This is a genomic window from Boseongicola aestuarii, assembly GCF_900184815.1.
GTDB lineage: Bacteria > Pseudomonadota > Alphaproteobacteria > Rhodobacterales > Rhodobacteraceae > Boseongicola > Boseongicola aestuarii.
Window position 1 is genome coordinate 200267 of the sequence record NZ_FXXQ01000001.1, and the last position, 25912, is coordinate 226178.

The 25912-nt window shown below is 59.2% G+C and carries 22 protein-coding genes and 1 pseudogene; 14 read left to right on the forward strand and 9 right to left on the reverse strand.

Going from position 1 to position 25912, the window contains the following annotated elements; all coding sequences use genetic code 11:
* Positions 1 to 33: 33 nt before the first annotated feature.
* From BOA8489_RS20695 to BOA8489_RS01035, 3 genes and pseudogenes are all read right to left on the reverse strand, one after another.
* Positions 34 to 963 (reverse strand): annotated as a pseudogene (locus tag BOA8489_RS20695) (PLP-dependent cysteine synthase family protein).
* A 229-nt stretch (positions 964 to 1192) separates the two neighbouring features.
* Complete coding sequence (gene trpD / locus BOA8489_RS01030; RefSeq protein WP_093972119.1) at positions 1193 to 2209, reverse strand: anthranilate phosphoribosyltransferase; 1017 nt, start codon at positions 2207 to 2209, stop codon at positions 1193 to 1195.
* Positions 2206 to 2799, reverse strand: coding sequence for an anthranilate synthase component II (locus tag BOA8489_RS01035; RefSeq protein ID WP_093972120.1), 594 nt, complete (start codon positions 2797 to 2799; stop codon positions 2206 to 2208). The genes trpD and BOA8489_RS01035 overlap by 4 nt, the downstream gene beginning before the upstream one ends.
* Positions 2800 to 2929: 130 nt before the next feature.
* Between BOA8489_RS01035 and BOA8489_RS01040 the strand changes: the two genes are divergently transcribed.
* The 3 genes from BOA8489_RS01040 (at position 2930) to BOA8489_RS01050 (ending at position 5455) form a co-directional block, all read left to right on the forward strand.
* Positions 2930 to 4477: a divergent polysaccharide deacetylase family protein gene (locus BOA8489_RS01040; RefSeq protein ID WP_176440167.1), complete on the forward strand. Its 1548-nt coding sequence runs from the start codon at positions 2930 to 2932 to the stop codon at positions 4475 to 4477.
* 185 nt (positions 4478 to 4662) lie between these two features.
* Entirely contained in the window at positions 4663 to 4956 is a 294-nt protein-coding gene (locus BOA8489_RS01045; protein WP_093972122.1) for an antibiotic biosynthesis monooxygenase family protein, read from the forward strand.
* Positions 4957 to 4996: 40 nt separating this feature from the next.
* Positions 4997 to 5455 (forward strand): GFA family protein, encoded by a 459-nt coding sequence (locus BOA8489_RS01050; RefSeq protein WP_093972123.1) that lies wholly within the window; start codon positions 4997 to 4999, stop codon positions 5453 to 5455.
* Between the two features lie 122 nt (positions 5456 to 5577).
* Here the strand turns inward: BOA8489_RS01050 and BOA8489_RS01055 are convergent, their stop codons facing one another.
* A complete protein-coding gene (locus BOA8489_RS01055; protein ID WP_093972124.1) occupies positions 5578 to 6612 on the reverse strand; it encodes a fatty acid desaturase in 1035 nt (344 codons plus the stop codon).
* 455 nt (positions 6613 to 7067) lie between these two features.
* On the opposite strand from BOA8489_RS01055, the gene BOA8489_RS01060 reads away from it, so the two are divergent.
* Positions 7068 to 8498: a uracil-xanthine permease family protein gene (locus BOA8489_RS01060; protein WP_093972472.1), complete on the forward strand. Its 1431-nt coding sequence runs from the start codon at positions 7068 to 7070 to the stop codon at positions 8496 to 8498.
* Between the two features lie 191 nt (positions 8499 to 8689).
* Positions 8690 to 10723: a molybdopterin-containing oxidoreductase family protein gene (locus BOA8489_RS01065; protein ID WP_176440168.1), complete on the forward strand. Its 2034-nt coding sequence runs from the start codon at positions 8690 to 8692 to the stop codon at positions 10721 to 10723.
* A gap of 84 nt (positions 10724 to 10807) precedes the next feature.
* Here BOA8489_RS01065 and BOA8489_RS01070 read toward each other — a convergent pair whose 3' ends face one another.
* Positions 10808 to 12415 (reverse strand): ABC transporter substrate-binding protein, encoded by a 1608-nt coding sequence (locus tag BOA8489_RS01070; protein WP_093972126.1) that lies wholly within the window; start codon positions 12413 to 12415, stop codon positions 10808 to 10810.
* Between the two features lie 107 nt (positions 12416 to 12522).
* Between BOA8489_RS01070 and BOA8489_RS01075 the strand changes: the two genes are divergently transcribed.
* Both BOA8489_RS01075 and BOA8489_RS01080 read left to right on the forward strand, forming a co-directional pair.
* Positions 12523 to 12852 carry a hypothetical protein gene (locus tag BOA8489_RS01075; protein ID WP_093972127.1) on the forward strand — a complete coding sequence of 110 codons (330 nt, stop codon included), beginning with the start codon at positions 12523 to 12525 and terminating at the stop codon, positions 12850 to 12852.
* 849 nt (positions 12853 to 13701) lie between these two features.
* Entirely contained in the window at positions 13702 to 14304 is a 603-nt protein-coding gene (locus BOA8489_RS01080; protein WP_093972128.1) for a Hint domain-containing protein, read from the forward strand.
* 111 nt (positions 14305 to 14415) lie between these two features.
* Here BOA8489_RS01080 and BOA8489_RS01085 read toward each other — a convergent pair whose 3' ends face one another.
* The 4 genes from BOA8489_RS01085 to BOA8489_RS01100 form a co-directional block, all read right to left on the reverse strand.
* Positions 14416 to 14700 carry a response regulator gene (locus BOA8489_RS01085; protein ID WP_093972129.1) on the reverse strand — a complete coding sequence of 95 codons (285 nt, stop codon included), beginning with the start codon at positions 14698 to 14700 and terminating at the stop codon, positions 14416 to 14418.
* Positions 14697 to 15008, reverse strand: a complete 312-nt coding sequence (locus BOA8489_RS01090) for an STAS domain-containing protein (RefSeq protein ID WP_093972130.1) — start codon at positions 15006 to 15008, stop codon at positions 14697 to 14699. Before BOA8489_RS01090 ends, BOA8489_RS01085 begins: the two co-directional genes overlap by 4 nt.
* A gap of 83 nt (positions 15009 to 15091) precedes the next feature.
* Complete coding sequence (locus BOA8489_RS01095) at positions 15092 to 16057, reverse strand: glucokinase (RefSeq protein WP_093972131.1); 966 nt, start codon at positions 16055 to 16057, stop codon at positions 15092 to 15094.
* Positions 16058 to 16129: 72 nt separating this feature from the next.
* Positions 16130 to 17191: a LacI family DNA-binding transcriptional regulator gene (locus tag BOA8489_RS01100; protein ID WP_093972132.1), complete on the reverse strand. Its 1062-nt coding sequence runs from the start codon at positions 17189 to 17191 to the stop codon at positions 16130 to 16132.
* A 252-nt stretch (positions 17192 to 17443) separates the two neighbouring features.
* On the opposite strand from BOA8489_RS01100, the gene BOA8489_RS01105 reads away from it, so the two are divergent.
* The 7 genes from BOA8489_RS01105 to BOA8489_RS01135 all read left to right on the forward strand — a co-directional run bounded on the left by BOA8489_RS01105 (position 17444) and on the right by BOA8489_RS01135 (position 25819).
* A complete protein-coding gene (locus BOA8489_RS01105) occupies positions 17444 to 18802 on the forward strand; it encodes an ABC transporter substrate-binding protein (RefSeq protein WP_093972133.1) in 1359 nt (452 codons plus the stop codon).
* A gap of 108 nt (positions 18803 to 18910) precedes the next feature.
* The gene (locus BOA8489_RS01110) at positions 18911 to 20146 is read left to right on the forward strand and encodes a carbohydrate ABC transporter permease (protein ID WP_093972134.1); all 1236 of its coding nucleotides are present in this window, start codon (positions 18911 to 18913) and stop codon (positions 20144 to 20146) included.
* A gap of 15 nt (positions 20147 to 20161) precedes the next feature.
* Positions 20162 to 21322, forward strand: a complete 1161-nt coding sequence (locus BOA8489_RS01115) for a carbohydrate ABC transporter permease (RefSeq protein WP_093972135.1) — start codon at positions 20162 to 20164, stop codon at positions 21320 to 21322.
* An 11-nt stretch (positions 21323 to 21333) separates the two neighbouring features.
* Positions 21334 to 22992 carry an alpha-amylase family glycosyl hydrolase gene (locus tag BOA8489_RS01120; protein WP_093972136.1) on the forward strand — a complete coding sequence of 553 codons (1659 nt, stop codon included), beginning with the start codon at positions 21334 to 21336 and terminating at the stop codon, positions 22990 to 22992.
* A gap of 22 nt (positions 22993 to 23014) precedes the next feature.
* Positions 23015 to 24142, forward strand: a complete 1128-nt coding sequence (locus BOA8489_RS01125) for an ABC transporter ATP-binding protein (RefSeq protein WP_093972137.1) — start codon at positions 23015 to 23017, stop codon at positions 24140 to 24142.
* Positions 24143 to 24292: 150 nt separating this feature from the next.
* Complete coding sequence (locus BOA8489_RS01130; RefSeq protein WP_093972138.1) at positions 24293 to 24967, forward strand: hypothetical protein; 675 nt, start codon at positions 24293 to 24295, stop codon at positions 24965 to 24967.
* A gap of 72 nt (positions 24968 to 25039) precedes the next feature.
* The gene (locus BOA8489_RS01135; RefSeq protein ID WP_093972139.1) at positions 25040 to 25819 is read left to right on the forward strand and encodes an HpcH/HpaI aldolase family protein; all 780 of its coding nucleotides are present in this window, start codon (positions 25040 to 25042) and stop codon (positions 25817 to 25819) included.
* Positions 25820 to 25912: the final 93 nt, after the last annotated feature.

Below are 25912 nucleotides of genomic sequence, written 5' to 3' on the forward strand. Positions count from 1 at the left end.
GCGATCCCGGCCCGCGCATTTCTTCATGCGAGGTTAGCGGTAAATATGTCCTCCAAGGTATTTCATACCGTCATCGCAACCAAAAGTGACAACACGCTTTCCCGCTCCCAGATCGATGGCGAGGTCGATCGCTGCGCATACGTTCAAGCCTGTCGAGCCCCCAGCGAAGATACCCTCTTCACGGGCAAGGCGACGGCACATCTCAAAGCCCTTGTCCTGATCCACTGTTCGCACGTCACTCAAGATGGATCTGTCGAGAAACGGAGGTTCGGGAAACACGGCAATGCCTTCCACGTTGTGTGCCCCCGACTTCCCAGTGGTCAAAAGTGGAGACTGCGCGGGCTCAAGAGCAATGACTTTTGGTTTGACTCCAAACTCATGCATTCCATCAAGCGTCCCCATCATGGCCGCACCTGTTCCGACAGCGGCACAAAAAACGTCAAAGTCCCCATCAAGCGACCGAGCGATTTCCTGCCCCAGCGGCACGTAGCCCCGACGCACGTCCGGAGAACCAAATTGATCTGCATAGTAATGCGATGGTTGCTCTGCCAACGCGTAGGCCCGCTGCTTCATGCGCTCGGCAAGTTCGTGTGTGATCTTGCCATCGATACTCTTTTCGACCAGAACCTATGCGCCGAACGCCTCCATCGCTTGCTGTTTGGAGTGAGAGAACGCATCCGAATATACCGCGATGAACTTCAATCCCAGCACCGCGGAAACAAATGCAAGTGCTGTTCCCGTACTGCCTCCTGTGAATTCGACGACGGTATCGCCAGAAGTCACGTCACCTCGGGCAAGGGCCGCTGACAGAAGCGAGATTGCCATTCGGTCTTTGTACGAGCCTGTCGGATTGCTTCCTTCGAGTTTAACCCAGACTTCGGCCGCGCCTTCGGGAACAACCTTGCCGAGCCGGACAAGCGGCGTGTTACCGATGGCTGACAATCCACCCCCAGCATTTTCCATGGAAATCCTCCTGAAACACTGTCAGCCGAAAAAGGCAGGAGGGGAAGGACAAAGAAAATCAGAAGACTTGCGAGCTGCATCAATCATACTTCCCGAGGTACGGAAAGTATGGCTGCTTTCGGCTGGAGGCCGGCGTCTGTGCGTTGTCGGATCTTGAAACGGCGTGCCGGTTGCGGACGTCACATTGGCGTATACCGATGACGGCCCTGATCAGAGCGCGAGCCTGCGCTCAGCCGCCTTGGGTGATTTTTGCCAGACCATCGATCTTCGCACGCGCGGCGCCGCTGTCGATGGATTGGGCTGCCATATCAACACCTTCCGGCAAGCCGTGGGCCACGCCTGCGATAACAAGAGCGGCGGCGGCATTTAGGAGCACCGCGTCGCGGTAGGCGGAGGTTTCACCGGCGAGAAGCGCCTGGAACGCACGGGCGTTGTCTTCGGGCGTGCCGCCGACGATGGCCTCGAATGGGTGGACGGGCAGGTGGGCGTCTTCGGGGTGGACAGACATTTCAGTGATCTCGCCATCCTTCAGGGCAACGACGGCGGTCGGGCCTGTAATGGTGATCTCGTCGGTGCCGTCCGAGCCGTGGACGAGCCATGCGGCCTCGCTTCCAAGGGCTTTGAGGGTTTCGGTCATGGGGCGCAGCATATCCTCAGAGAAAGCGCCGGTCAGCTGGCGTTTGGCGCCTGCGGGGTTTGTGAGGGGACCGAGGATGTTGAAGATCGTGCGGGTGCCAAGTTCGGCGCGGGTCGGCATGACGTGGGCGATGGCGGGGTGGTGCATCGGGGCCATCATGAAGCCGATTCCGACCTCGTTTATGGCACGTTCCACAACGTCTGGGCCGACCATGACGTTAATGCCCATCTGGGTGAGCGCGTCCGCCGCACCCGATTTGGACGAGAGGTTGCGGTTGCCGTGTTTGGCGACCGTCACGCCGGCGCCGGCGACAACGAAAGCGGTGGCGGTCGAGATGTTGAGCGTGCCTTTGCCGTCGCCACCGGTGCCGACGATGTCCATCGCACCCTCTGGGGCTTTGACGGCTTTGCACTTGGCGCGCATGACGCTGGCGGCGGCGGCGTATTCTTCGACCGTTTCGCCCCGCGTGCGCAGGGTCATCAGGAGGCCGCCGATCTGTGAGGGCGTCGCTTCGCCGTTGAACAGGATACGGAACGCTGCTTCGGCTTCCGCGCGGGTCAGCGGGCGATCAACGGCGGCGGCAATGAGGGCTTTGATGTCGGATTTCATGCGGGCTCACCGGTCAGGGCGGGGACGATGTCGAGGAAGTTTTTCAGCATGGCGTGGCCGTGTTCCGAGCGGATCGATTCCGGGTGGAATTGCAGCCCGTGGATCGGTTTGGTCTTGTGTTGCAGGCCCATGATCGTGCCGTCTTCGAGCCATGCCGTGACCTCCAGCGAGTCCGGCAGGGTTTCGCGTTCGACGATCAGCGAGTGATATCGCGTGGCGGCAAGTGGTGAGGGCAGGCCTTTGAACAGGGACGTGCCGCCATGGTGCATCTGGCCCAGTTTGCCGTGGACGATGTCTTTGGCACGCACAACCTTGCCGCCAAAGACCTGACCGATGGTCTGGTGGCCGAGGCAGACGCCCAGCAGCGGCGTATTGGTTTCCGCTGCCGCTTCGGTAAGGGCGAGGCATATACCTGCCTTGTCGGGATCGCAGGGGCCGGGAGAGAGGATAATGGCTTGGGGTTTCAGCGCCATGGCCTCTTGCACATTCAGCGCATCGTTGCGGTGAACCACACATTCCGCGCCAAGCTCGCCCAGAAAATGGACCAGGTTGAAGGTGAAACTGTCGTAATTATCGATAAGAAGTAACATTTTGGGTGTCTTCGCGCCTATGCGTGCAGATATGGGGTGTCAGGCGCCGAAAGCGCCGGTATACTTGGTCAGAGGTGTCGCCGTTCGTCAAGGCACCCAAGAGCATTTGAGCAGAACAAAGGAGAGGGCGTTGGCACGCGGCTTTCTCGCAGGCATATTTTGGGGCGGTATCGTGGGTTTCGCGATGCTGGCTGTTTCCAGTTTTGTATTCGGACGGCAGGAGCTTAGCTTGCCGCGCCCGGAGGCCGTACCTGTCGAGGTGCCGGCCGGAACGGAATTCGATCAGGCACGGCCTGAGACGGATCCCGTGGTGCCCGAAGCCGAGACGCGCCCGGACGCCGAACAGGTCTCGGGTGTCGTGGCTCCAGAGGACGCGGTCGAAACTCCGCCTTCGTTCGATACTTCTTCTCTGGAAGTGCCGCAGCCAAGCGTGGACGGTCCCGGCGGGTTAGCACAAACGCCAGACGTTGCAGAAGAGATCGACATCACCGTGACCGGGCCTGCGGGGTCCAGCGCAGACGTGCCGGCTGCGGGACCTGAGTTGGTCGCTCCGGATGTTCCGGGCACCGCGCCAGAAACGGCGACGGATGCGCCGGTCGAAGGGCAGGCCCCTGACGCGGACGACGTCGCGGTCGTCGCACCCGAGGTTGTCGATGAGCCAGCCCCCGTGACGCCCGCCCCTGACGTTTCCGAGAGCCCGGAAAAGGTCACGCCACGCATCATCGAAACGGATTCGGCGCTTGTGCCAAGCGCGCCCGCTGCCCCCGAGGCTGTCGAAGCGCCGGTTGCCGATGAGGCGCCTAATGCGATAATTCGCGTGGATGGTGGCGAAAGCGAGTTTTTCCGCCCCGTCGATGAGATTGGTAATATGGCGCAGAACGTCGAGACTGACCGTCTGCCGCGGATCGGAAGTGATCCGGTCGAGGTGGCGCCGGTCTTGCCGAGTGATGACGCTTCGCAGGATGCGACTGACACCACGCCACAAGAGACCCTTCGACTGGATACGGGCGATGCTCTGACGCGGTGGGCGACGGCTTTTGAAGCGCCAGACGACAAACCGCTGATGTCCATCGTTCTGGTGCATGAAGGCGATGCGGCTTTGGCGCAGGACGTTGTGGACGGCCTGCCTGCGGCGGTGTCGTTTGGTGTCAATGCGGGATCGCCGGGCGCGGCGACGATTGCGCGCGCGTATCGCGATATGGGACGCGAGGTCGTGATGATCCCGTCCTTGCCATTCGAGGCAACGCCACAGGATGTGGAAGTGGCCTTGCGCGTGAATTTCGAGACGATCCCGGAAGCGGTCGCGGTGATGGACAATTCCGGCGATAGTTTCCAGTCGAACCGCTCGGCTGTGGCGCAGGTGGTCGATGTCGTGACGGCCTCGGGACACGGGTTGATTACCTTCCCGCGCGGTCTGAACACGGCCCATCAGCGGGCCGAGCGCGCCGGTGTGCCGACGGGTCTGATCTTCCGCGATATTGACGGGGCGGATGAGACGAACGAGCAAATCCGCCGTGCCATGGATCGCGCCGCGTTCCGCGCGCGTCAGAACGAGGCGGTGATTCTGGTCGGGCGCACTGAGGCGACGACGCTGGAGGCACTGGCCGAATGGGTGCTTGGGAACCGGGCAGCAAGTGTGACGCTGGCGCCGATTTCAGCAGCGTTGATGGCGGATTGAGGAGCGAGGCGCGGCACGCGTTGAGCGAACTTGGATATTCGGGCGTTCCGGTGAGCACGGGGATTTGCGAAGGCTGCGAAGCGCAGGTTTGAGCCCGCAGGCGACTTTCAAGCGTATTCGTGCTATAAGCCCCCTTAGCGAGGCAAGCATACATGTAGAAACCGCTCTTTTGGGAGGACGGTCACATGATTATGCGGATATTTCAGGTCATCACACGACACGGTAAAGAGGAAGAATTTAGCAAATTCTTCCACGAAACCGCAATTCCCCTGATGAAAGGGACGAAGGGAATTGTTCAGGTTTTGCCCGGCGCTCCGCGAGCGGACTCTCCCAGAGAGTTCAGCTTTGTCATGATCTGGGACAGTTTGGAATCGCTCAAGGCTTTTGTTGGCGACGATTACAAAAGCCCTCACATCGACCCGTCCGAGGCTGAGCTGGTCGAGTTCCGGACCATCAAACACTACGACCTGGTCGAATAGGTTTTGGCGCAGGGAAACAGCCAACGCTTGGGAGGTAAAAATGCTCAAAGGCAAATGCGGTTGCGGTGCCGTCACTTATCAAATGAAAACCAATCCGATGTTCGTGCATTGCTGTCATTGCAGCGAGTGTCAGCGACAGACTGGATCGGCTTATGTCCTGAACGCCATTATTGAGGCAGACCGGGTCATTTTCGAGGGACCCACCACAGAGAACGCGCTTGCGACGCCAAGCGGCAAGGGACAAATCGTTACCCGGTGTGCGGCATGCGGCGTCGCCATTTTCAGTAGCTATATGATCCGTCTTGGAAAGCTGAGGTATGTGCGCGTCGGCACGTTGGATGATCCCGATCTGTGTCGCCCGGATGTGCAGATCTTTACAGGCAGCAAGCAGGCTTGGGTGCCTCTCAGCGATGACATTCCCAGCTTTGACGGGTTCTACAAATTTGATGACCTGTGGCCCCCGGCGGCGCTTGAACGTCTGAAGCTAGCACTGGCCTAGCCGCAGCGCACTTACGGCACGAGAACGGTCGCGTCTTCGCGCAGTGTGGATATTGGCATTGCAACGCAAAAGCACCCGAAAAATCTTCGGGCGCTTGATGTTGGTGTTTGCGGGATGGCGCCTTAGTGCGACAGTGCGCGCGCTTCTGCGAAGGACAAAAGCCTCTTTTGCCTTGTGTCCCACAGGTGCAGCCGCGCTGATCGGAGGCTTTCGCGGATCGTCATGCGGTTGCTTTCGGCCAGTACCTGGTGGTCCCTCAGCACTTCGGGCAGTCGATAAAACGGTATTCGACTATAGAGGTGATGGACGTGGTGGATGCCGATGTTGGCCGAGAGCCACTGAAGCGGGGCGGGCATGATGTAATGCGAGCTGCCGTGGAGGGCGGCGTCGTGGAGTTGCCAGTCGTCGTCTTCTTCCCAGTGCGCGTCCTCGAACTGGTGCTGGACGTAGAACAGCCACATGCCGGCGGTTGCGGCAAGAAGGGTGGATGGCAGGAAAATCAGAAGCAGCGGCATCAGGCCGCCGAAAAAGATGATCACGCCGAGCGCGACGAGGATCGCGGCGTTGGTGCCCATGGCGCTGATCCAGAAGCGCGCCTGGTTCATAAAGCCGAGGGGCAGCCGGTTTTGCACAAGGAACAGATAGCCGGGGCCAAGGCCGAACAGCACGATCGGGTTGCGATAGAGGCGATAGACAAGGCGGCCGAAGGCACTGCGGTCGTTGTATTCGTCGACCGTGAGCGTATTGATATCGCCAATGCCACGGTGGCTGAGGTTGCCGGAGGCCGAATGATGGATTGAATGGCTGTGCCGCCAGACGTCATAGGGTGTCAGGGTCAGTACACCAAGCGCGCGACCGGTCCAGTCGCTGGCGGTGCGGTTCCTGAAGAATGAACCGTGGCCGCAATCGTGCTGGATGGTGAAGAGGCGCAACAGGAACGCACCGTTCGCGATCGAAATGGCGAGGGTCAGCCAGTATGACACCGAGAGTGACCACCATGCCAGCGCCCAGAGCGCGACGAAGGGGCCGACGGTGACGCCCAGCTCAAAGAGTGAGCGGGCGGTGGACGGGTCGCGGTACGCCGCGAGGTGTTTGACCCATTGACGTGCGTCGGACGGGTCAGGCTTGACGGCCGTAGTCTCGGAGGTGTCGAACATGTGCCTGCTTTTTTATTGTCGTTACGTAATTCTTGATAAACAAAAGCGCCGTTACCGCAATGAATATCGTCCCCCAAGGGCTCTGGCGCGACAGTTTATCCACATTTGGGGTTAAAGAAGTGACACCGCGGTCCCTGCATCTGCTTCCAGTTTTAATGACTTTGCATGGGCGAAGGCGCGTTGGCGCTTTCCTCGATTTTGCCCGCTCGTGGGCCGTGGAGGCAGGGTGGCCTTCGATCGGCGCATACTCTTTCGCATAATATTTGAAAATAGATTTCATTCTTTTGCTTTAAGGATCGCCCAATCACGGGGACGATCCGCAAAAACGGGTGCTGCGCATGGAGGGCGCAACCGGGCCGGTCATTTTCATCTCGCAAGCTCACGGATTGCCGGAAACGGACAAAAAACAAGGCTGGCGGAACGCTGGCAAAGATATCTCAGGGAGGAAACCTACCATGGCCGACACATCTATCGGGACACCGGAACAGCTTCGGGACCCGAACTATACGCCGGCGCTGCACCGCGCCATACCGCTGGGCATTCAGCATGTGCTGGCGATGTTTGTCTCAAACGTCACGCCCGCCATCATCATCGCGGGCGCTGCCGGATTCGGGTTCGGGTCGGACGCCGGGGCGCAGGGTTTCCCCGACATGACCTATCTCATTCAGATGTCGATGTTGTTTGCGGGCATCGCGACGCTGTTTCAAACCATCGGGTTCGGCCCAGTGGGCGCGCGTTTGCCAATCGTTCAAGGCACTTCGTTTGCCTTTATTCCGATCATGATACCGCTGGTTGCCGGCAAGGGCGTCGAAGCCTTGCCCGCCTTGTTCGGCGGCGTTGTCATCGGCGGCCTGTTTCACGCCTTCATCGCGACATTCATCGGAAAAATTCGATTTGCCCTACCGCCCCTCGTAACGGGTCTGGTTGTGACGATGATAGGTCTGGCACTGGTCAAGGTGGGCATTCAGTATGCCGCAGGCGGGGTGCCGGCAATCGATGCGCCGGAGTATGGAAGCCTGCTGAACTGGTCTGCAGCTTTGGTTGTTATCTTCGTGACATTGGGTCTGAAGTTCTATGCAAAGGGGATGCTTGCGGTTTCGGCGGTCGTTATCGGCATTCTGGTCGGGTATTTCTATGCGATGTTGATGGGCATGGTCACACTTGAAGGGATCGCGACAAGCTGGAGCCGTGCGGCGGTTTTCCAGGCACCAATACCCTTTAAGTACGGCTTTGAAATGAGCATCGCGGCGATTGTCGGCTTTTGCCTGATGGCCTTCGTTTCGGCGGTTGAAACCGTAGGCGACGTTTCGGGTATCACCAAGGGCGGCGCGGGACGCGAAGCCACCGACAAGGAAATCCAGGGCGCGACCTATGCCGATGGTTTCGGAACGGCGGCTGCGGGTCTGTTCGGCGGCTTTCCGAACACCTCGTTCAGCCAGAACGTCGGATTGATCGCAATGACGGGCGTCATGTCGCGTCATGTGGTGACGATCGGTGCGCTTTTCCTGATCGTCTGTGGTCTGGTGCCAAAGGTTGGCGCCGTGATCCGCACGATCCCGATCGAAGTTCTGGGCGGCGGTGTGATCGTGATGTTCGGGATGGTTGTCGCTGCCGGTATTTCGATGCTGTCGGACGTGACGTGGAACCGCCGCAACATGGTGATCTTCGCGATTGCCCTGTCGGTCGGGCTTGGATTGCAGCTTGATCCCAAGGCCGTTCAATACCTGCCGGATACGATGCGCATCCTGATGACCTCGGGGCTGCTGCCCGCTGCGGTGATCGCGATCACTCTGAACCTGATCCTGCCGCAAGACCTGGCAGGGGAAGCAACGGAAGAGGTGTCCGGTGGCATGGCTGGTCATGGCAAAGGCTCGCTGAAGGGCTAGGACGCGACAACGACTGCGCTTGCCCATGTTGCCGATACGGCGACATGGGCGAGGGCGGTGCCGCTGCTGCGTTTCCTGACTTGGATGCGCGAGGCGAGGTGCCTTAGGGCCAATTAAGGGCTTCGCGGTCCCAGGGTTCTGGACTAGGCTTCGCGCAACGGGCCGCAGCCAGAGGAATGGACCCCCGCCACGTGACAACCTTCAAGACCATGTGCCCGATGAACTGTCATCCGACCTTGTGCGGTATGACGGTGACCCTGCATGACGACGCCGGGGTAACAATCTCGGGGGATGAAACAAACCCCGACAGCAAGGGGTTTCTTTGTATGCGCGGCAAGGCTGCGCACGAGAACGTCGGCAGTCAGAAACGGCTGTTGACCCCGCAGGTCCGTGCGGCGCGTGGCACCGACGCATGGAGCTCAGTCACATGGGGCGCAGCCCTTGACCAGATCGCGGCGCATATGCGCCGCGTTGGGCGTCAGCGCGTCGGATTCTGGCAGGGGCATGGGAATTGGGCCAACGATTATGCATTTGGTCTGAAGCGCGCTCAGATGGACCGGTTTGCAAATCTTTACGGCTGTCAGGTCTGGAACCCGGCGATGATCTGCTGGGGGCTTGGTGCGTTTGGTGTCGGGATCACCGGCGCCATCGAGACATCGACCAAGGAAGATCTGGGTGAGAACTCGGAAATGGTGATCCTTTGGGGCGCAAATACAGTCAGTCAGGCCAACACGCTGCGGCATGTCGAGATTGCGAAACGGCGGGGCGCGCGTGTTGTGGTGATCGATGTGCGGCGTACCGAGGCGTCGGCTTTGGCGGACGAGGTTGTGCTTGTCAGGCCGGGCACGGATGCGGCCCTTGCACTTGGGATGATGCAGGTGATTATCGCCGATCGGGCGTGGGACGCGGCATTTGTTGCTGAAAATACCATTGGTTTTGAAATGCTTGCGGCGAACGTTGGTGACATGACGCCGGCCTGGGCTGAAGCACAGACGGGGGTTCCTGCCGCGCAGATCGTCGCACTGGCGCGCAGCTATGCCGCCACGCGTCCGGCGATGATCGTGATTGGCGGGTCATCTCTGCACAAGGGGACCAACACCTGGCAGGCGGCGCGGGCCATTGCCTGTTTACCGGCGCTGACGGGGAACTTCGGTCTCCCCGGCGGCGGTATCGGGCCGCGCCACGGCGGGCGCAGTCATGGGGTCGGTTTCAACGATGTTTCGGCGGCGGACCGCAGGCCGCCCGGCACTTACATCCCCAACCAGATGGAGGCCATCGTCGAGGCGTTGGAAAGCGGGGCCGTCAAGGTGTTCATCTCGATCGGGTCCAACGCTTTGTCCTCGTTCGCCGACACCAACCGTTTCCGCGCGGCCTTGGCGAAGGCCGATCTGGTTGTTTCATATGACATCTTTGCCAACCAGATGATCCGCGAGGCGGCGGATATCGTGTTGCCGGGTACGATATGGCTGGAAGAGATCGGCGCGAAGTCCACGAACACCCACGTTCACCTGTCGGACCGCGTTATGCCGCCCGCCGGTGAGACGCGTCCGGTGTATGAGCTTTACAAGGGTTTGGCGGCGCGTCTAGGCGTCGAAGACGTCTATCCATGGGTAGATCAGGAGGCGGCGATGGACGCGGCACTCGATCATCCGGCCACGAACCATGCCACCGTCGAAACGCTGCGCGCCAATGGAGGGCGCGTTGCGTTGAACGTGTCTCATGTTGCCTATCCGACACTGAAATTCGCCACGCCTTCAGGCAAGATCGAGTTCTATTCCGAGCGTGCCATGTCGATGGGACTGCCGGCTTTGCCGACGACCGCTGCGCCAGATGGGACCGAGGATGGATTGATCCTGGCGCATGGTCGGACGTTTGCGCATTTTCATTCGTTTTACGATCATGCCCGCGCCTTGCCGACGCTTGCGGGTCGTGAAGGCGAGCCGGACCTCTGGGTTGCTCCGGCGGATGCAGAGGCCCGCGACATCGCCGATGGGGACAGTATCGAGATATGGAACGCGCGCGGCTCGTTCGTGGCGCGCGCCAAGGTCACGCCGCGCATACCGGCGGGTACGGTCTGGATCCGGGATGGCTGGCCCGGACTGAATGCGTTGACCGACGGCGCGTCGGTTCTTCCGCTGGCCGCTTTGTCGGAATTTCCGTTTTCGGTCGGTCAGAACACCTTTGCCGCGCGTGTGGAGATACGGTCTGCGACGGTGGGTGCGTGAGGACTTAGGCGCGCCTTGGGTTGCCACGAAAAAGGGCGGCGCTTGTGGCGCCGCCCTTTGGGTTTGGTCTGAAAGCCTAGCGGATCAGGCGAACCACCAGCGTTCCTGTGCCTTGTTGCCGTCGTTCGCCCAGTTCGCGGCCACGGCTTCGTCGTGGGCCAGCGCCTTGGAATGAGCGGCAAGGTAGCTTGCGAACATCGACACAATCGCGCCACCGTCGTTTTGCAGCAGGCTTTGCGCTTCGTAGTATTGCGCGCGGCGTGCGGCTTCGTCGGTTTCGGCACGGGCCTGAACGACAAGTTCGTTGAAACGCGCCGAGCTTTCGGTGCCTTTCCACGCCGTGTCGTTCCATTCTGTGTCGTTGGTGTAGGCCGAGGAATACATCCAGTCCTGTGTCGGACGACCCGACCAGTAACAGGCGCACCAGCCTTTTTTGTTCCAGACGTTCGACCAGTAGCCATCCGATGGTTCGCGCACGACTTCGATGTCGATCCCGGCTTCCTTTGCGGAGGCTGCGATAAGCTGTGCGGCATCGACAGCACCTGCAAAGGCGGCGTCGGCAGCCGAAAGCTGGATCGGGCCAGAGTGGCCGGATTTCGCGTAATGCTCGGCGGCGAGTTCAGGATTGAATTCGTGGCTTGGCAGATCGGGGTTGAAGAACGGCATCGAGGCGTTGACGGGAACGTCGTTGCCCGCTTCGCCGTGTCCGAGAAGGATCTTGTCGACAAGTTCCTGACGCTTGATCGAATACTTCAGCGCCATGCGCAGATCGTAGTTGTCGAAGGGTTCGACGTTGAGGCGCATCGGGAAAGTATAGTGCTGTGTGCCGGTCGTCTTGAGGATGTCGATGGTCGGTACACGGCTCATCAGGGCCACGGTGTTCGGAGGAATATCGCCCGCAAAATCAACGTCGCCGTTCATCACGGCGTTTTGGCGTGCTGTCGCATCGAGGATCGACAAAAGCTCGTAGCGGTCGAAATGGGCGGCGCCCTCTTTCCAGTAGTTCGGGTTGCGGTTGAAGTTGGCGCGTACGCCCGGTTCATAGGTCTCGACGACATAGCCGCCGGTGCCGATGCCGCTGAGGGCATCCACGACGCCATCTTCGGATGGAAGGATGATCAGGTGGTAATCCGACACGATGAACGGGAAGTCGGCGTTGGCGCTTTGCAACTCGAAGATCACCCGGTTCGCGCCGTCGGCACGCATTGACGAGATCTGCGACACGAGGCCCTTGGCGGCGGATTTGGAATCTTCACCGCGGTGGTAGTTCATCGTGGCGATAACATCTTCCGCGGTGAGCGACTTGCCGTTGTGGAATTCGACACCAGGTCGCAGGTTGAATACCCAGGTCGATGCGGTGTCGCCGGGCTCGAAGCTTTCGGCCAGTTCGCCGACCAGTTCGCCACTCTTGGAGACTTCGGTCAGGTTGTTGCCTCGGCTGTAGACCACGTGCGTCGAAAAATCGTTCTCGGCCGTTGCCGGATCGATCGAGTCCGTTGTCGAGCCATGGCCGACTGCCATACGAAACACACCGCCCTGTTTTGGGGTCATGGCTTCGGCGCGTCCCGCAAGCGAGATGGCTGTCGGCAGGGTCACGCCGGTGGCCAGTGCGGACATGATAAAGCGACGGCGATTGATCTGACCCGTGGTCAGACGCTGCGCCTGAAGCTTGATGTAGCTCTCTTTTCTCATTGAAGTTCTCCCGTTTGAGTTTTCATCGCCCGGCATGTGTCGCGGGCGTTTTTTCATTGATGGCCTGACCTTAACCGTGGATATCATGCGTTAATAGCCCCAAAATAATGACGATTGCGCGACATGCGGGTTGGGATTTTGGCGGCTGCGTCGCGCTTTGGGGGTGTGCGGTGGGTCTTGCGGCGGAATTGCGCGAGGGCGAGGGCGGCCCGGTGCTGCGGTTTCGGGGCCGGTTTCGGGGGTGGTTTGCCTTTGGGCGCACCCAGAAAGACAGGCACGAAGGCGCAGGAGCTGATCGCTATGATCGCGACAAGCGAAACGGGCAGTCTTGGACGGTTATGGCTGCAAAAGAAGTTCTGGGCGAACAGCGACCGCGATCATGTTTTGGCGAAGTGGCTGGACCGGGAACGAAACGGCGCGGAGGCCGGGTCGATTGAGAGACGCGTGACGATACCTATATCGCGCGGCATTTATCCATCTGCCTGTCCCGCGAAAATCATCCTGTTCATTGGCGCTGCGCACGAAGGGACTGTGCGCTGGCCGAGGCTGCCTGGCGCGGCCTTGCGGTTGAGGCCTTGAGGCCTTGATCGAACTGCCAGCGTTATGGACGTTCCGATCTTGCGGGTGAGGGTGCCATAGACAGTCCGGTGGGGAATCACGTCGGAACGCTAGAAGCACCCGAAGTGAGGCTGGTCCATATCTGTGGCATCTCGTTTCGTATTTGGCACCAGTGGCGGGGGTGTTTTTGGGATTGTCGCTCGAAGTGGGATTGAAACCGCGACCGATGATGCGTGGGGCTGCACGAAATTCATGGTTAACGTAGCGTCAGAGGTCTCAAAACGGACGGTCGAGCCGGATGTTTGTACGGGATTGTCGGGCAAATGGGGCTGTCTTGCGACGTCTATGGGTGGCCTGATTGTCAGACATTTGGAAACGCGAGGCCTTAAATTCGCAATAAAATCGGTTTTTCGCTGGAAATTTCGCGGGTTTTGTTTCCGCATTAGAAGCGCAAAGCTATCTGTACTTCGTCAAATGCGCGCATGCTGTCCCATTTCGATGCGAAATGGCCTGCACTGCGTCAAACTTTCGCCAACGCTCTCCAGCATAAAGGTTTCGGTAAGCGGAACGGCCTTGCCACATCCATCGGCCCGAACCGCGTAGTGAGTTACACCGGCATGTTGCCGGAACCCAGGGTAGGGGGCGTGTCGACAGGGTGTGGAACACGGCACGTCCCAATCTGGAAGAGTAGGCCCGGTTTTTCGGGCGAGTAAAAGGTAGATTATGTCATGAGTAATGCAGAAGCAGGTCGGACTGACACCTCGGTTTCGGGGATGATGCGCGCTTTCAGCCGAATTCGCGATGGAGCGGTCAAGCCGATGGCAAAGCCCTCGGCATCGGTTCACACACAGACACCAAATGCAGTTGATGCGGCGGATCGCTGGCCATTGCCCGGTCTTGCTCCGATGACGCGGGTGCGCACCTCGTTTGGAGATGTGCACGCGGTTGCCTTGCGCAAGGGCGATCTGGTGCAGACGCGCAGCGGAGAGTTCAAGCCGATCGTCTGGTTGAACCGTGTCTTGCTGGACGCGCAGTTCCTGAACGAAAAGCAGGATTCCAACCCTGTTCGCATTCAGGCGGGGGCCGTTGGCACCGCAACTCCGGCCTGCGATGTCATGGTGTCGCCGCGCCAGATCGTGTGCGGCGCAGCCAAGCCCGGTGCCAGCCAGCGCCGCGAGGCGGGTGATCTGGTCGAGCGCCCCGGCGTCAAGCGCCAACGCGAAACGGGTCTGAGCTATACGATGTTCCACCTCGGTGACGTCGAAGAGGTCTATTGCGACGGCATTTATCTCTTGTTTGAGCCACTTCGTGGGCACAACGCGTCTGCATAAACCAAATCTTCAGGCCGACCTTTTACGACAAGGACCAATCCCCGCTTTCAGGGGGTTGGTCTTTTGGGAAATGATCATGCGCCTTTGTCCCATGCCAGTGGCCCCGGCGTTTCAGGCGCGCGTTTTCAATTCGTCCGCGCTTTCGGTGGTGAGCACGAGGATCGGTGTATGTCGCGAGGCGGCACGGTCGCAAATGGCATCGATAAAGCCGAACCCATCGAGACGGGGCATGGTCATGTCCGTGATGATGACGTCCGGCGCGGTTTGTTCCAGAACCTCAAGTCCATGCACGCCGTCTTCGGCCAGATGCAGGTCGAATTCTTCTTCTTTGAGGGCAAGCGTGATCATGTCACGCATCGTGCGGCTGTCATCCACCGCCAGAACGGAAATGGTCATGACGCACCTGCCGAGATCAGACTTTGGGGGGTCGCGCCGAAATCGGCGAGGGCCTTTTCGACCGGGGGAATCAGGTTCTCGATCGATACCGCTTGACCGTCCGCGTCCCAATGGTGACGCGCGTTCAGCAAGACCTGAAGGCACAGGGTACCCAGCATCGTAACATTCGCGAAGTCGAGACAGATGTCGCGACCGCGATGGGGTGCAAGGTCCGCCAGAAGTTTGGGTGCCGCTGCAGTATCGAGCCGGTCGGGCAACGCGATTTGCGTCGCGCCGTCGCCAGCCTGCAGAATGTCGGTGTCCGCCATAAAGCCTTTTCCTTCGTCGGTAATGACGACAGGTCTAGCGCAGGGTTTATTAAGGCCTCGTTACGCGGTCCGGCTTTTTGTGTTCAATTTTCCAGATGTGCGATCAGGCCGGTCAGGGCGGCAAAGTCGTCTTCGACGATATGAACGGCGAAGTTCTGCATGAAGCCCGCAAATCGGCCCTTGTCGCGGAAAGCTTCTGTGAATTCAAAGGCCTGCATGTGCGGAGCCATGGCGCGGGCAACGCCTCCGACCAGGTAGACGCCGCCGAAGGGCAGATGCACAAGCGAGAGATTTCCGCACACCGTGCCAAGGATGCGCACGAAAGATCCGACCGCCGCAGCCGCGATGTCGTCATCGCCGGTGTTGCAAGCGGCCATGATATCGGCGGCGGCGCGTTCGGTGTGAGCGCCGGCCTTGGTGGCGTGCCAGCGATAGACACGCTCAAGGCCGCGTCCCGAAAGCACGTCTTCAATGGCAGGAAATCCATGTGCGGTTTCGACGAAGTGGCAGAGTTCGAGATCATCCTGTGTGCGGATCGGCAGGTTTGCGTGCCCAGCTTCGGAGGGCGGCACGAAGCGACCCTGAAGCGTGTCATGGACGGGGGCCGCGTTGAAACCCGTGCCGACCCCGATCACGAGGCGGCTGCTGTTGGGCAGCGTCGCGGGGCCGGTCACGACGTTGCGCAGATTGGCTTCGTCGATGTGCCCAAGGGCGTGGCCCTGCGCCTGAAGATCGTTCAGTACAGCCGCCTGCGCGGCGCCGGTTGCGCGCATCAGCGCTTCGCGGTCAATGGACCAGTCGAGGTTCGTCATGACACCCCGCCCATCGCGCACCGGACCTGCGACGGCGACGGACACGCCGTCAATGTCGGAGACTTTTTGCTCCTCCATGTAGGCGCGCAGCACGGTTTCGAGCCCCGGATAGCTGGCGTTTTTGTATCGGTGAATGGTGTCGGTGCGCAGACCGCCGCCCGACGCCAGCGCGACGCGGGTATTGGTTCCGCCGACGTCAGCGACAAGAAGTGTGCGGGAGGCGGGCGTTTGGGTCATGGGCGGGGATCCGATATGTCAGGCGCGGGGCGCTATATGTGTTAGGACGCTTTAGGGGCGCGCGGCAAGGGGTCAGTTCTGAGCGCGGGCCCGCGACAGGGCGCGCGGGCCGGTGGATTGCCCAATTGTCAGCTCGGCTTCCATGAGGATTTGCATGGGCGCTTCGTCGGCAATGCCCTCTTCGCGACGCCGGATGATTTCAAGCAGCATCGCCGCTGCGCGCTGGCCCGCTTCGCGCACTGAGGACCGCACAGCAGTGAACAGCGGCACGTCGCCTGCGTTGCGGAAATAAGAGAGGTCGTCGTCGTGGATCACGATCGAAACTTCGCGACCGAACTCGAGTCCTGCGTCGGTGATCGCGCGGCGTACGCCGATGGCCGGTATGATCGACGACACGAGGAACGCTGTTGGCGGATTGGGCTGGGCCAGCATCCGGCGCGCGACTTCATAGCCGTAGTTCTCGGTCATTTCATCGTGGGCGATAAGCTCGGGGTCGATCGTGATGCTGCGTTCGAGCAGCGCACGTTTGTAGCCGTCGCTGCGTCGATGCGCGAAATCGAGTGTCGCCAGACCGTTCAGCAGCGCGATGCGACGGTGACCTAGGTCCAGCAGAAGGCCGGTAGCGCGTTCAAAGGCGCGGCGGTTGTTTACATCGAGCCAGTTGTAGGCGGACACCACACCGCTGGAGCGTCCGTGTACGACGAAGGGAATGCCAAGGTCGGCCAGAAGCGGGATGCGGTTGTCGGTCAGGGTAGGGGCCTGCACAACGAGGCCATCGACGGCCTTTCGGGTAACCAGATCGCGATACATGCGGTCATGATCCGAATCAGCAACCACCGACAAGAGCAGCTCATATCCGGCGCGAGCGTATTCCTCGCCGGCGCCCGCGATGAAATCGGCGAAGATCGGGTTCACCATTTCATGCTTGCTTGAAACTGGCACGACATGCGCAATGGCCATGGAACGCCCTGTGGCAAGGCTTTTGGCGCGCAGGCTGGGGCGGTAGTTGTGCACTTCGGCGGCCTCGCGGACCTTGCGGCGCGTGGCTTCGCTGACCTCGGGATAGCCGTTCAGAGCGCGGCTGACCGTGGTTTGGGAAATACCGAGTTTATGTGCGAGTTCTTTTAAATTCATCGCAGTGATGAATATCAAAGCGCTTTGAAAATTCAACAGTTAGCGGTTGGAACCCCTGATTTTGTTTGGTTACGGAGCATTAGTTTTCGCGCGTAAAGTTTGTTTTCCTTGAAAGAATCGCAAGATTCTTGAGCGATTCATTGACAATCGAAATATGATCAGCGAGGGTCGCGACAGTCAAAGCGCTTTGGAGGTTTTTGAAACCGTTCAAACCAGAGCGCAAATTCAAGTGTGCTTTCTGGGAGGAAACCAATGAAAAAGACACTGTATACCGGTGTAGCTCTTGCTGCGCTGTCAGCGGGATCGGCATTTGCTGGCGGGCATCTGCCTTTCGGTGAAGACGATGCTCGCTTCTCATGGGATAGCTACAAGGCATGGGCCGACAGCGCGCCTGACCTGTCCGGTCAGACCGTGACGGTTTCGGGCCCATGGCTCCAGCCTGAAGATGGCGTGTTCCGCAGCGTGATTGCGTATTTCGCCGAAGCCACAGGTGCAGAAGCGATTTACACGGGCTCGGATTCGTTTGAGCAGCAGATCGTTGTCGACGCCGAAGCCGGTGCGGCTCCAAACATCGCCGTGTTCCCGCAGCCGGGTCTGGCGGCCGACATGGCGGCGCGTGGCCTTCTAAGCCCAATGCCTGACAGCATGGGCGATTTCGTGCGTGAGAACTACGGTGCGGGTCAGTCCTGGGTCGATCTGGGCACATTCGCGGGCGCCGACGGCAACGACGAATTGTTCGGCTTCTTTTACAACGTCAACGTGAAGTCGCTTGTCTGGTATGTGCCGGAGAACTTCGAAGACGCTGGTTACGATGTGCCGGAGTCAATGGAAGAGCTTCGCGCGCTGACTGAGCAGATCGTTGCTGATGGCGAGACACCCTGGTGTATTGGTCTGGGTTCCGGTGCTGCGACCGGCTGGCCAGCGACCGACTGGGTCGAAGACATCATGCTGCGCACACAGCCGCCTGAAGTTTACGACGCATGGACCACAAACGAGATTCCGTTCAACGACGAGCGCGTTGTAGCGGCGATCGAGGAGTTCGGTTGGTTTGTCGGTGACGACGCCAAGGTTGCCGGTGGTGCCGGTGCCGTTGCTTCGACTGACTTCCGCGACAGCCCGAAAGGTCTCTTCTCGGCTCCGGCTCAGTGCTACATGCACCGCCAGGCGTCCTTCGTTCCGGCCTTCTTCCCTGAAGGTATCGAATTCGGCGAAGACGTAGACTTCTTCTACTTCCCATCCTACGACAGCAAGGACCTCGGCAATCCGGTTCTTGGTGGTGGCACGCTGTTGTCGATCACGGATCCGTCGCCTGCGGCTGATGCGCTGATGGAATTCCTGCAACTGCCACTGGCACACGAAGTGTTCATGGCGCAGTCGGGCTTCCTGACACCGCACAAGGGTGTGAACCTTGGAGCGTACCTCAACGATGCGCTGCGCGGTCAGGGCGAGATCCTGATCAACGCAACAACCTTCCGGTTTGACGGTTCCGACCTGATGCCGGGCGGTGTGGGTGCTGGCTCGTTCTGGACAGGCATGGTGGACTTCACAGGCGGCAAGCCTGCCGCAGAAGTCGCTGCCGAGATCCAGTCAAGCTGGGACGCGCTGAAGTAATTCGCGCCTTGAAAAGATAAGGGAGACTCCGGCCTGTGCGCCGGGGTCTTCCCCAAAAAACTACCAAAAAACAAAGCTTTGCTGAAACAGCGCTAGGGAGGGGTTGCGATGAATCCGGCATTACTGGGTCTCGTGACAATCATCGTCGGTGTCGGCGGTTGTCTTGGGTATTTCTACTTTTCCAATCTGATCCTCGATAAGTTCATTTTCCCTGCGAAGGGACCGAACGCCGGGGTCAACATCAACCGTGCCAATCAGGTCCGACCCTGGCTGTTTCTCTTCCCTGCCATTTTCGCGCTTGGGCTTTATCTGGCGTATCCGGTGTTTGAGACGCTTCGCCTGTCGATGACGGATCGCACGCAGAATGATGCTTTTGTGGGCCTTGCCAACTACCAACAAATGTTCGGTGAATCGAAGTTCTGGGAAGCGATGCGCAACAATATGTTGTGGCTGATTGTGGTGCCCGCCGCTTCGACGGCGTTTGGCCTGCTGGTCGCCCAGCTGACCGACCGGATTTCCTGGGGCGCTGCGGCCAAGTCGCTGATCTTCATGCCGATGGCAATCTCGTTCGTGGGTGCATCGGTTATCTTCAAGCTGATTTACGACACACGCCCCGAAGACCAGAACCAGATCGGTGTTCTGAATGCCATTTGGCTGCAGTTCGAAGGCGGCGCGGGGTCGGTCATCTTCCTGAAGGTGCTGCCGCTGATCATGGTGTTGGCGTTCGGCGTAATCGTGGCTTACGTTGGCTATCTTTTGATAAAGCCGTTCATCACGGCGGACGAAAAGCCGGGCGGTCTTGGGATCATCGCCGTGCGGATCATCGGGATCGCGGTTGCGGCCTGGCTGGTCATTACGTCGATCGGTTCGCTCTTCGGGATCGTGGCCACGGACCTGCCATATGGCGAGCCACAGACATGGCTGACCATTCCGTTTTACAACAACTTCTTCCTGATGGTCGTGTTGATCTGGATCCAGACAGGTTTCGCAATGGTGATCCTGTCCGCCGCTTTACGTGGTATTCCGGAAGAGACGATCGAGGCGGCAGTCATTGACGGCGCGAACCCGTTCCAGATCTTCTTCAAGATCAAGGTGCCGCAGATCATGCCGACGATTGTGGTAGTCTGGACGACGATCACGCTGACGGTTCTCAAGGTCTTTGACATCGTATTCGCGATGACCAACGGCCAGTGGGAGACGCAGGTTCTTGCCAACTACATGTTCGACAAGTTGTTCCGCGCGAACGACTGGGGCGTTGGCTCGGCCAGTGCCATCATCATCATGCTGCTCGTGTCGCCGATCCTTGTCTGGAACGTCTACAACGCGCGCAAAGAAATGCGCTGAGGGAGGATCGGAACGATGGACAATATTGCAGGAAGCAAGTCTGGCCTCACCTGGGCGGTGCATATTTCGGTGGCGTTTCTGGTGGCGCTTTGGCTGTTCCCAACGCTGGGGCTTTTGGTGTCGTCATTTCGCACGACGGACCAGATTTCATCGAGCGGGTGGTGGAAAGCCATGTTCCCGACCGAGCAGACCATTCAGTTGCGGACAGGCGGCACGGCAGAGGCGGTGCAGCAGGATGGGCTTTATGTGGTCGAGGGCAACCTTCTGACGGACGAAGGTGGTCCGGGCATGGGGTCGAAACCGGTGGCGTTCGGCGTGTCGTCGCGTGAGATCGGAGCCTATGAAATCGGAGAGACGGCTGTCTATTCGGACGGCGACGAAACACTGACAATCGCCGAGGACGGGGCGTATCGCTATACCAGCGTGGAAGAACCCGGACGACGCGGGCAGCGGGTCTTCCTGACGGCGGTGACGCCGGCGCAGGCCACACTGGACAACTACAAGACAATCCTGTTCAGCGGCTCGGGTCAGGACAATATGGCCAAGGCGTTTTTCAACACGCTGACAGTGACCGTTCCGGCGACGATCATCCCGATCGTCATCGCAGCTTTTGCCGCTTACGCGCTGGCCTGGATGGATTTTCCAGGACGTGCGCTGTTGATCGCTCTTGTGGTGGCCTTGCTGGTCGTGCCTTTGCAACTGGCTCTTATTCCGCTTCTGCGGCTCCATTTGGGGATCGGCATCGGAAAGGGTTATCTGGGTGTCTGGCTGGCACATACGGCCTTTGGCTTACCGTTAGCGATATACCTTTTGCGCAACTACATGGTCGGGTTGCCGCGCGACATTATCGAGAACGCCAAGGTGGACGGAGCGACGGATTTTCAGATCTTTACGAAGATCATTCTGCCGCTGTCTTTCCCCGCACTCGCATCCTTTGCGATCTTCCAGTTCCTGTGGACGTGGAATGACCTTCTGGTGGCGAAAGTGTTCCTGATCGACGCAACCGGTTCCACAACGGTGATGACCAACCAGATCGTCGAATTGCTGGGAACACGAGGCGGCAACTGGGAAATTCTGGCGACGGCGGCTTTCGTGTCGATCTCGGTGCCTCTGGTCGTGTTCTTCGCGATGCAGCGGTATCTGGTGCGCGGCCTGCTGGCCGGTTCGGTTAAGTAAGGTAAAGAGACATGGCTTTTATCGACCCTTATGTTGCGGATGATAAGGCGACCGCGGCGGATCCGGACTGGTGGCGCGGAGCGGTGATCTATCAGATCTATCCGCGGTCCTATCAGGACAGCAACGGCGACGGCATCGGCGATTTGTCAGGCATTATCCACCGTTTGCCGCATGTGGCATCGCTTGGGGTCGACGCGATCTGGATTTCGCCGTTCTTTACCTCTCCGATGCTGGATTTCGGCTATGACGTGTCAAATTACCGCGACGTGGATCCGATGTTCGGATCACTTGGTGATTTCGATGCGTTGGTGAGTCGCGCGCACGAATTGGGCATCAAGGTGATGATCGACCTTGTGCTCAGTCATACGTCTGACCAGCACCCGTGGTTTCAGGAAAGCCGTTCAAGCCGGGACAATCCAAAGGCGGATTGGTACGTCTGGGCGGATGCAAAACCGGATGGAACGCCGCCCAACAACTGGCTGTCGATCTTTGGCGGGTCCGCCTGGGAATGGGACGGGCAGCGCATGCAATATTACATGCATAACTTTCTGACCCAGCAACCTGACTTGAACTTCCACAACGCCGATGTGCGGCGTGAATTGCTGGATGTGACACGGTTCTGGCTGGATCGTGGCGTGGACGGCTTTCGGCTTGATACGGTCAACTTCTACTATTGTGACGAAAAGTTGCGGGACAATCCTGCATTGCGGCCCGAGGAGGTCAACGACAAGACGGCCCCGTCGGTCAATCCTTACAACTTTCAGGACCATCTCTACGACAAGTCGCGCCCCGAGAATCTTGAGTTTCTCAAAGCGTTTCGGGCGGTGTTGGACGAATATGGCGCGGCGACTTCGGTGGGCGAGGTTGGCGACGGTCAGCGCGGCAGTGAAATTCAGGCTGCCTATACATCCGGCGGTGACAAGATCCATATGGCCTATGATTTCGACCTTTTGTCGAACACCTTTCCGACTGGAACGCATGTAGCGCAGGTCATGGAAACTGCCGAGAAAGGCGCAAGTGATAGCTGGCCTTGCTGGGCCTATTCGAACCACGATGTGGTGCGCCATACCTCGCGCTGGAATCTCAGCCCCGAGGCGCATCGCGTCTACACGGCACTATTGTTATCCTTGCGGGGGACGGCCTGTCTTTATCAGGGTGAAGAGCTTGGTCTGACCGAGGCCTATGTGCCGTTCGAGGATCTTCAGGACCCGTATGGCAAGCGCTTCTGGCCGAAATTCAAGGGCCGCGACGGATGTCGCACGCCGATCCCGTGGAATTCTGACCGGATCAATGGCGGTTTTTCAGATGGGCATCCCTGGTTGCCGGTGGCGATGGAGCATGTGGCTCAGGCAGCAGACACGCAGGATGCCTCGGACGGTTCGATGCTGAACTTCTATCGGGACATGATTTCCTTCCGCAAAGGTCATCCGGCCTTGCTGAAGGGCGAATTCAAAGTTTTTGAAGCGCGTGACGATTACATCTCGTTTGAGCGGCGACACGGCAATGTCCGTCTGTTCTGCGCCTTCAACCTGTCCGACGAACCCTGTGGCGTGACGCTGCCCGAGGGGACCTGGACAATCGAACATGATGCGCCATTCACCGCTGCCGAAACGGTCGCGGATGGGGATACGAAATTACCGGCCTGGCAGGCACTTTTCGCCACGGCCTAAAAGATAAAAGAGGGAGGGTACTATGGCTGATCTTCTGCTGACGGATATCGCCAAGTCTTACGGAAGCGTTGATGTGCTGAAGCATATCAACCTCGACATCAAGAAGGGCGAGTTGATCGTCTTTGTCGGACCGTCAGGCTGTGGCAAGTCGACGTTGCTGCGTATGATTGCGGGTCTTGAGAGCATCACCGGGGGTGAGCTTCAGATCGACGGGCAGGTTGTGAACAACGTGCCGCCAAGCGAGCGCGGCATCGCGATGGTATTCCAGTCCTATGCGCTTTATCCGCATATGACGGTGCGCGAAAACATGCAGTTCGCGCTGAAGATCGCCAAGAAAAGCCCGGCCGAGATCGCTGAGCGGGTCGAGAAGTCGGCGAAGATATTGCAGCTTCACAACCTTCTGGATCGTCTACCGAAGGAATTGTCGGGTGGTCAGCGTCAGCGGGTTGCAATTGGCCGGTCGATCGTGCGGGACCCGAAGGTCTATCTGTTTGACGAACCCCTTTCGAACCTCGACGCGGCCCTGCGGGTTGCGACGCGTATCGAGATTGCGCAACTGAAAGAGGCCATGCCGGACTCGACGATGGTTTACGTCACGCACGATCAGGTCGAAGCGATGACTCTGGCCAGCCGCATCGTGGTTTTGGCAGGGGGCGGTATCGCTCAGGTCGGTAGCCCGCTGGAGCTTTACGAGCGTCCCGAGAACGAGTTCGTCGCACAATTCATCGGCTCGCCCGCGATGAATCTTTTGCCGGGCAAGATCACGGGCACGGGCGAACAGACAACCGTTGAAGTCGCCGGCGGTGGTATTGCTGTTTCGAATTATCCGTCGCTGCCCGAGGATATGGGCAAGGATGTGAACATCGGCGTCCGGCCCGAGGACTTCGTGGCGATCAAGGACGGTCAACAGCGCATTTTCAAGGGCAAGGTGAACATCACCGAAGCGCTTGGAGAAGTGACGCTACTCTATTTCGAGCCACAAGGAGACGCGGATCCGGTAATCGGCAAACTGGGCGGTATACACAAGGAGCTGCGCGGCAACGAAGTTGAGCTGACAGCCGATCCGGCGAAGGTGCATGTCTTCATGAACACCCAATCGCTGCTCTACCGTGACAAAGAGATCAAAGAGATCGCCACGAAAGCGCATTAAGAATCTCACGGATGACGCGCTCTGAGACCTCGCCGGTTCGGCGGGGTCTTTTTGTTCGGCGTAGTGTGATTTTCAAACATGGCTCATGCTGCGCGTCGCGGAAGTTGAGATTTGTCAAAACCGCGAACGCCGCTCGCGCTACCAAGAGATATGTTTCGCGTATTCAGCGGCCTTGGCGGGCAGGTCGGAACTTTGTCAATTGTGTTGGTTTCGATTGCAAGCGCCAGCGTTCTCGCCCTGTTTTTCGATACCCGTGCTTTACCGGCGATCGGTCTTTTGCCGTTGTTGCCGATGACGGCGGTTGCAGGTTTTGCGGCACCTCCGCTTTTGAGCATGTTGTATGGCAGGGGGATTGGGGCGCTGAAAACTGTGCCTTTCACGCTTCGCGGGATGGCGATTCTTATTGGCACGGGTGCCATTCTTGCGATGCCACCGATTGCGATCGATCTGTTGACGCGGTTTCCGCGCGATATCAACGTGGCAATGCCCGAAGCCATGTACTTTTACACCGCCATCGCACTTGTGGCGGAAGTGTTGTTTCATCTGCTTCCGCTGGCGGTTCTGGCGACGCTGGCACCTAAGCGCGTTCCTGCGATCTGGGTGCTGCTGCCTGTGGTGTTCGTTGAACCGGCCGCTCAGGTAGTGCTTGGGGCGGGGCCGGTGCTTCAGATGACACTGGTGTTCGTAAATGTCAGCCTGATCAGCGCGGTCCAGCTTTGGCTTTTCCGGCGATACGGGTTTGCGGCGATGTTCGGCCTTCGGATCGCGTTCTATTTGTTCTGGCACGTGATCTGGGGCGACATCCGGCTTTCGCTGCTGTTCTAATCGGGCATTTCTGCCATTGCATCGCCACGCAGGATCGGGTGACCTGCGGTGAAGCAAAAAAGGAGCGCAACCATGCCAGTCTCGTCGAACCCGATAAAAGCCGGTCTGAAGGCCGGAAATCGTCAGATGGGACTTTGGATCGCGCTTGGACATCCGACCTCGGCCGAGATCGCATCGAAGGCGGGGTTTGATTTCTGCCTGATCGACGGCGAGCACGCGCCGAACGATATTCCTCTGGTGTTGGATCAGGTACGTGCCATTGGCTGCGGTACAGCGGCGGCGGCGGCACGGGTGCCGGTGGGCGAGACGTGGATTATCAAGCAATATCTGGATCTTGGCATTCAGACGCTTGTGGTGCCGATGATTGACTCGCCCGAACAGGCGCGCGAGACGGTGCGGGCCACACGCTATCCGCCGGAAGGCAATCGCGGCGTTGGCGCGGCGATGGCGCGGGCGTCCAACTTTGGCGAGATCGCAGATGTGACGACGACGGCAAATGCCGAAATCTGTCTTTTTGTGCAGACCGAAAGCAAGGCTTCGGTCGGCAATATCGACGCAATCGCAGCGGTCGACGGTTTGGATGGCGTGTTCATTGGTCCCGCCGATCTGGCAGCCGACATGGGGCTGCCGGGCCAGACAGAGCACCCGGATGTTCAGGCCGCCGTAAAGCATTGCTTCGAGCGTATTCATGCGGCGGGCAAGAAAGTGGGGATCATCGCTTTCGATGAGGCGCAGGTACGCGCCTATGTCGACAATGGCGCGGATTTCGTGGCTGTGGGCGGAGATACTGCGCTTTTGGGCAAGGCGATCCGGGGGGCTGCGGCCTTTGCGGGCGAGTTGCGCGACCTCTGAGGCGCAAAATATAAATCGTTTTTGTCGCAGTGGCCCAAATAGGCCTTTCCGAACGGCCAAACCCATGCGATAGGAAACCGCCAAACGAACCCT

Excerpts from the sequence above, each read along its gene's own strand:
- BOA8489_RS01085 (WP_093972129.1), bottom strand. The coding sequence starts at position 14,700 with ATGACCATTTCCGTTCTGGCGGTGGATGACAGCCGCACGATGCGTGAC.
- BOA8489_RS01060 (WP_093972472.1), top strand. The coding sequence starts at position 7,068 with ATGGCCGACACATCTATCGGGACACCGGAACAGCTTCGGGACCCGAAC.
- BOA8489_RS01130 (WP_093972138.1), top strand. The coding sequence starts at position 24,293 with ATGTTTCGCGTATTCAGCGGCCTTGGCGGGCAGGTCGGAACTTTGTCA.
- BOA8489_RS01135 (WP_093972139.1), top strand. The coding sequence starts at position 25,040 with ATGCCAGTCTCGTCGAACCCGATAAAAGCCGGTCTGAAGGCCGGAAAT.
- BOA8489_RS01050 (WP_093972123.1), top strand. The coding sequence starts at position 4,997 with ATGCTCAAAGGCAAATGCGGTTGCGGTGCCGTCACTTATCAAATGAAA.
- BOA8489_RS01075 (WP_093972127.1), top strand. The coding sequence starts at position 12,523 with ATGACGATTGCGCGACATGCGGGTTGGGATTTTGGCGGCTGCGTCGCG.
- BOA8489_RS01070 (WP_093972126.1), bottom strand. The coding sequence starts at position 12,415 with ATGAGAAAAGAGAGCTACATCAAGCTTCAGGCGCAGCGTCTGACCACG.
- BOA8489_RS01100 (WP_093972132.1), bottom strand. The coding sequence starts at position 17,191 with ATGAATTTAAAAGAACTCGCACATAAACTCGGTATTTCCCAAACCACG.
- BOA8489_RS01095 (WP_093972131.1), bottom strand. The coding sequence starts at position 16,057 with ATGACCCAAACGCCCGCCTCCCGCACACTTCTTGTCGCTGACGTCGGC.
- BOA8489_RS01105 (WP_093972133.1), top strand. The coding sequence starts at position 17,444 with ATGAAAAAGACACTGTATACCGGTGTAGCTCTTGCTGCGCTGTCAGCG.
- trpD (WP_093972119.1), bottom strand. The coding sequence starts at position 2,209 with ATGAAATCCGACATCAAAGCCCTCATTGCCGCCGCCGTTGATCGCCCG.
- BOA8489_RS01035 (WP_093972120.1), bottom strand. The coding sequence starts at position 2,799 with ATGTTACTTCTTATCGATAATTACGACAGTTTCACCTTCAACCTGGTC.
- BOA8489_RS01055 (WP_093972124.1), bottom strand. The coding sequence starts at position 6,612 with ATGTTCGACACCTCCGAGACTACGGCCGTCAAGCCTGACCCGTCCGAC.
- BOA8489_RS01090 (WP_093972130.1), bottom strand. The coding sequence starts at position 15,008 with ATGGCGGACACCGACATTCTGCAGGCTGGCGACGGCGCGACGCAAATC.
- BOA8489_RS01115 (WP_093972135.1), top strand. The coding sequence starts at position 20,162 with ATGGACAATATTGCAGGAAGCAAGTCTGGCCTCACCTGGGCGGTGCAT.
- BOA8489_RS01110 (WP_093972134.1), top strand. The coding sequence starts at position 18,911 with ATGAATCCGGCATTACTGGGTCTCGTGACAATCATCGTCGGTGTCGGC.
- BOA8489_RS01120 (WP_093972136.1), top strand. The coding sequence starts at position 21,334 with ATGGCTTTTATCGACCCTTATGTTGCGGATGATAAGGCGACCGCGGCG.
- BOA8489_RS01080 (WP_093972128.1), top strand. The coding sequence starts at position 13,702 with ATGAGTAATGCAGAAGCAGGTCGGACTGACACCTCGGTTTCGGGGATG.
- BOA8489_RS01045 (WP_093972122.1), top strand. The coding sequence starts at position 4,663 with ATGATTATGCGGATATTTCAGGTCATCACACGACACGGTAAAGAGGAA.
- BOA8489_RS01125 (WP_093972137.1), top strand. The coding sequence starts at position 23,015 with ATGGCTGATCTTCTGCTGACGGATATCGCCAAGTCTTACGGAAGCGTT.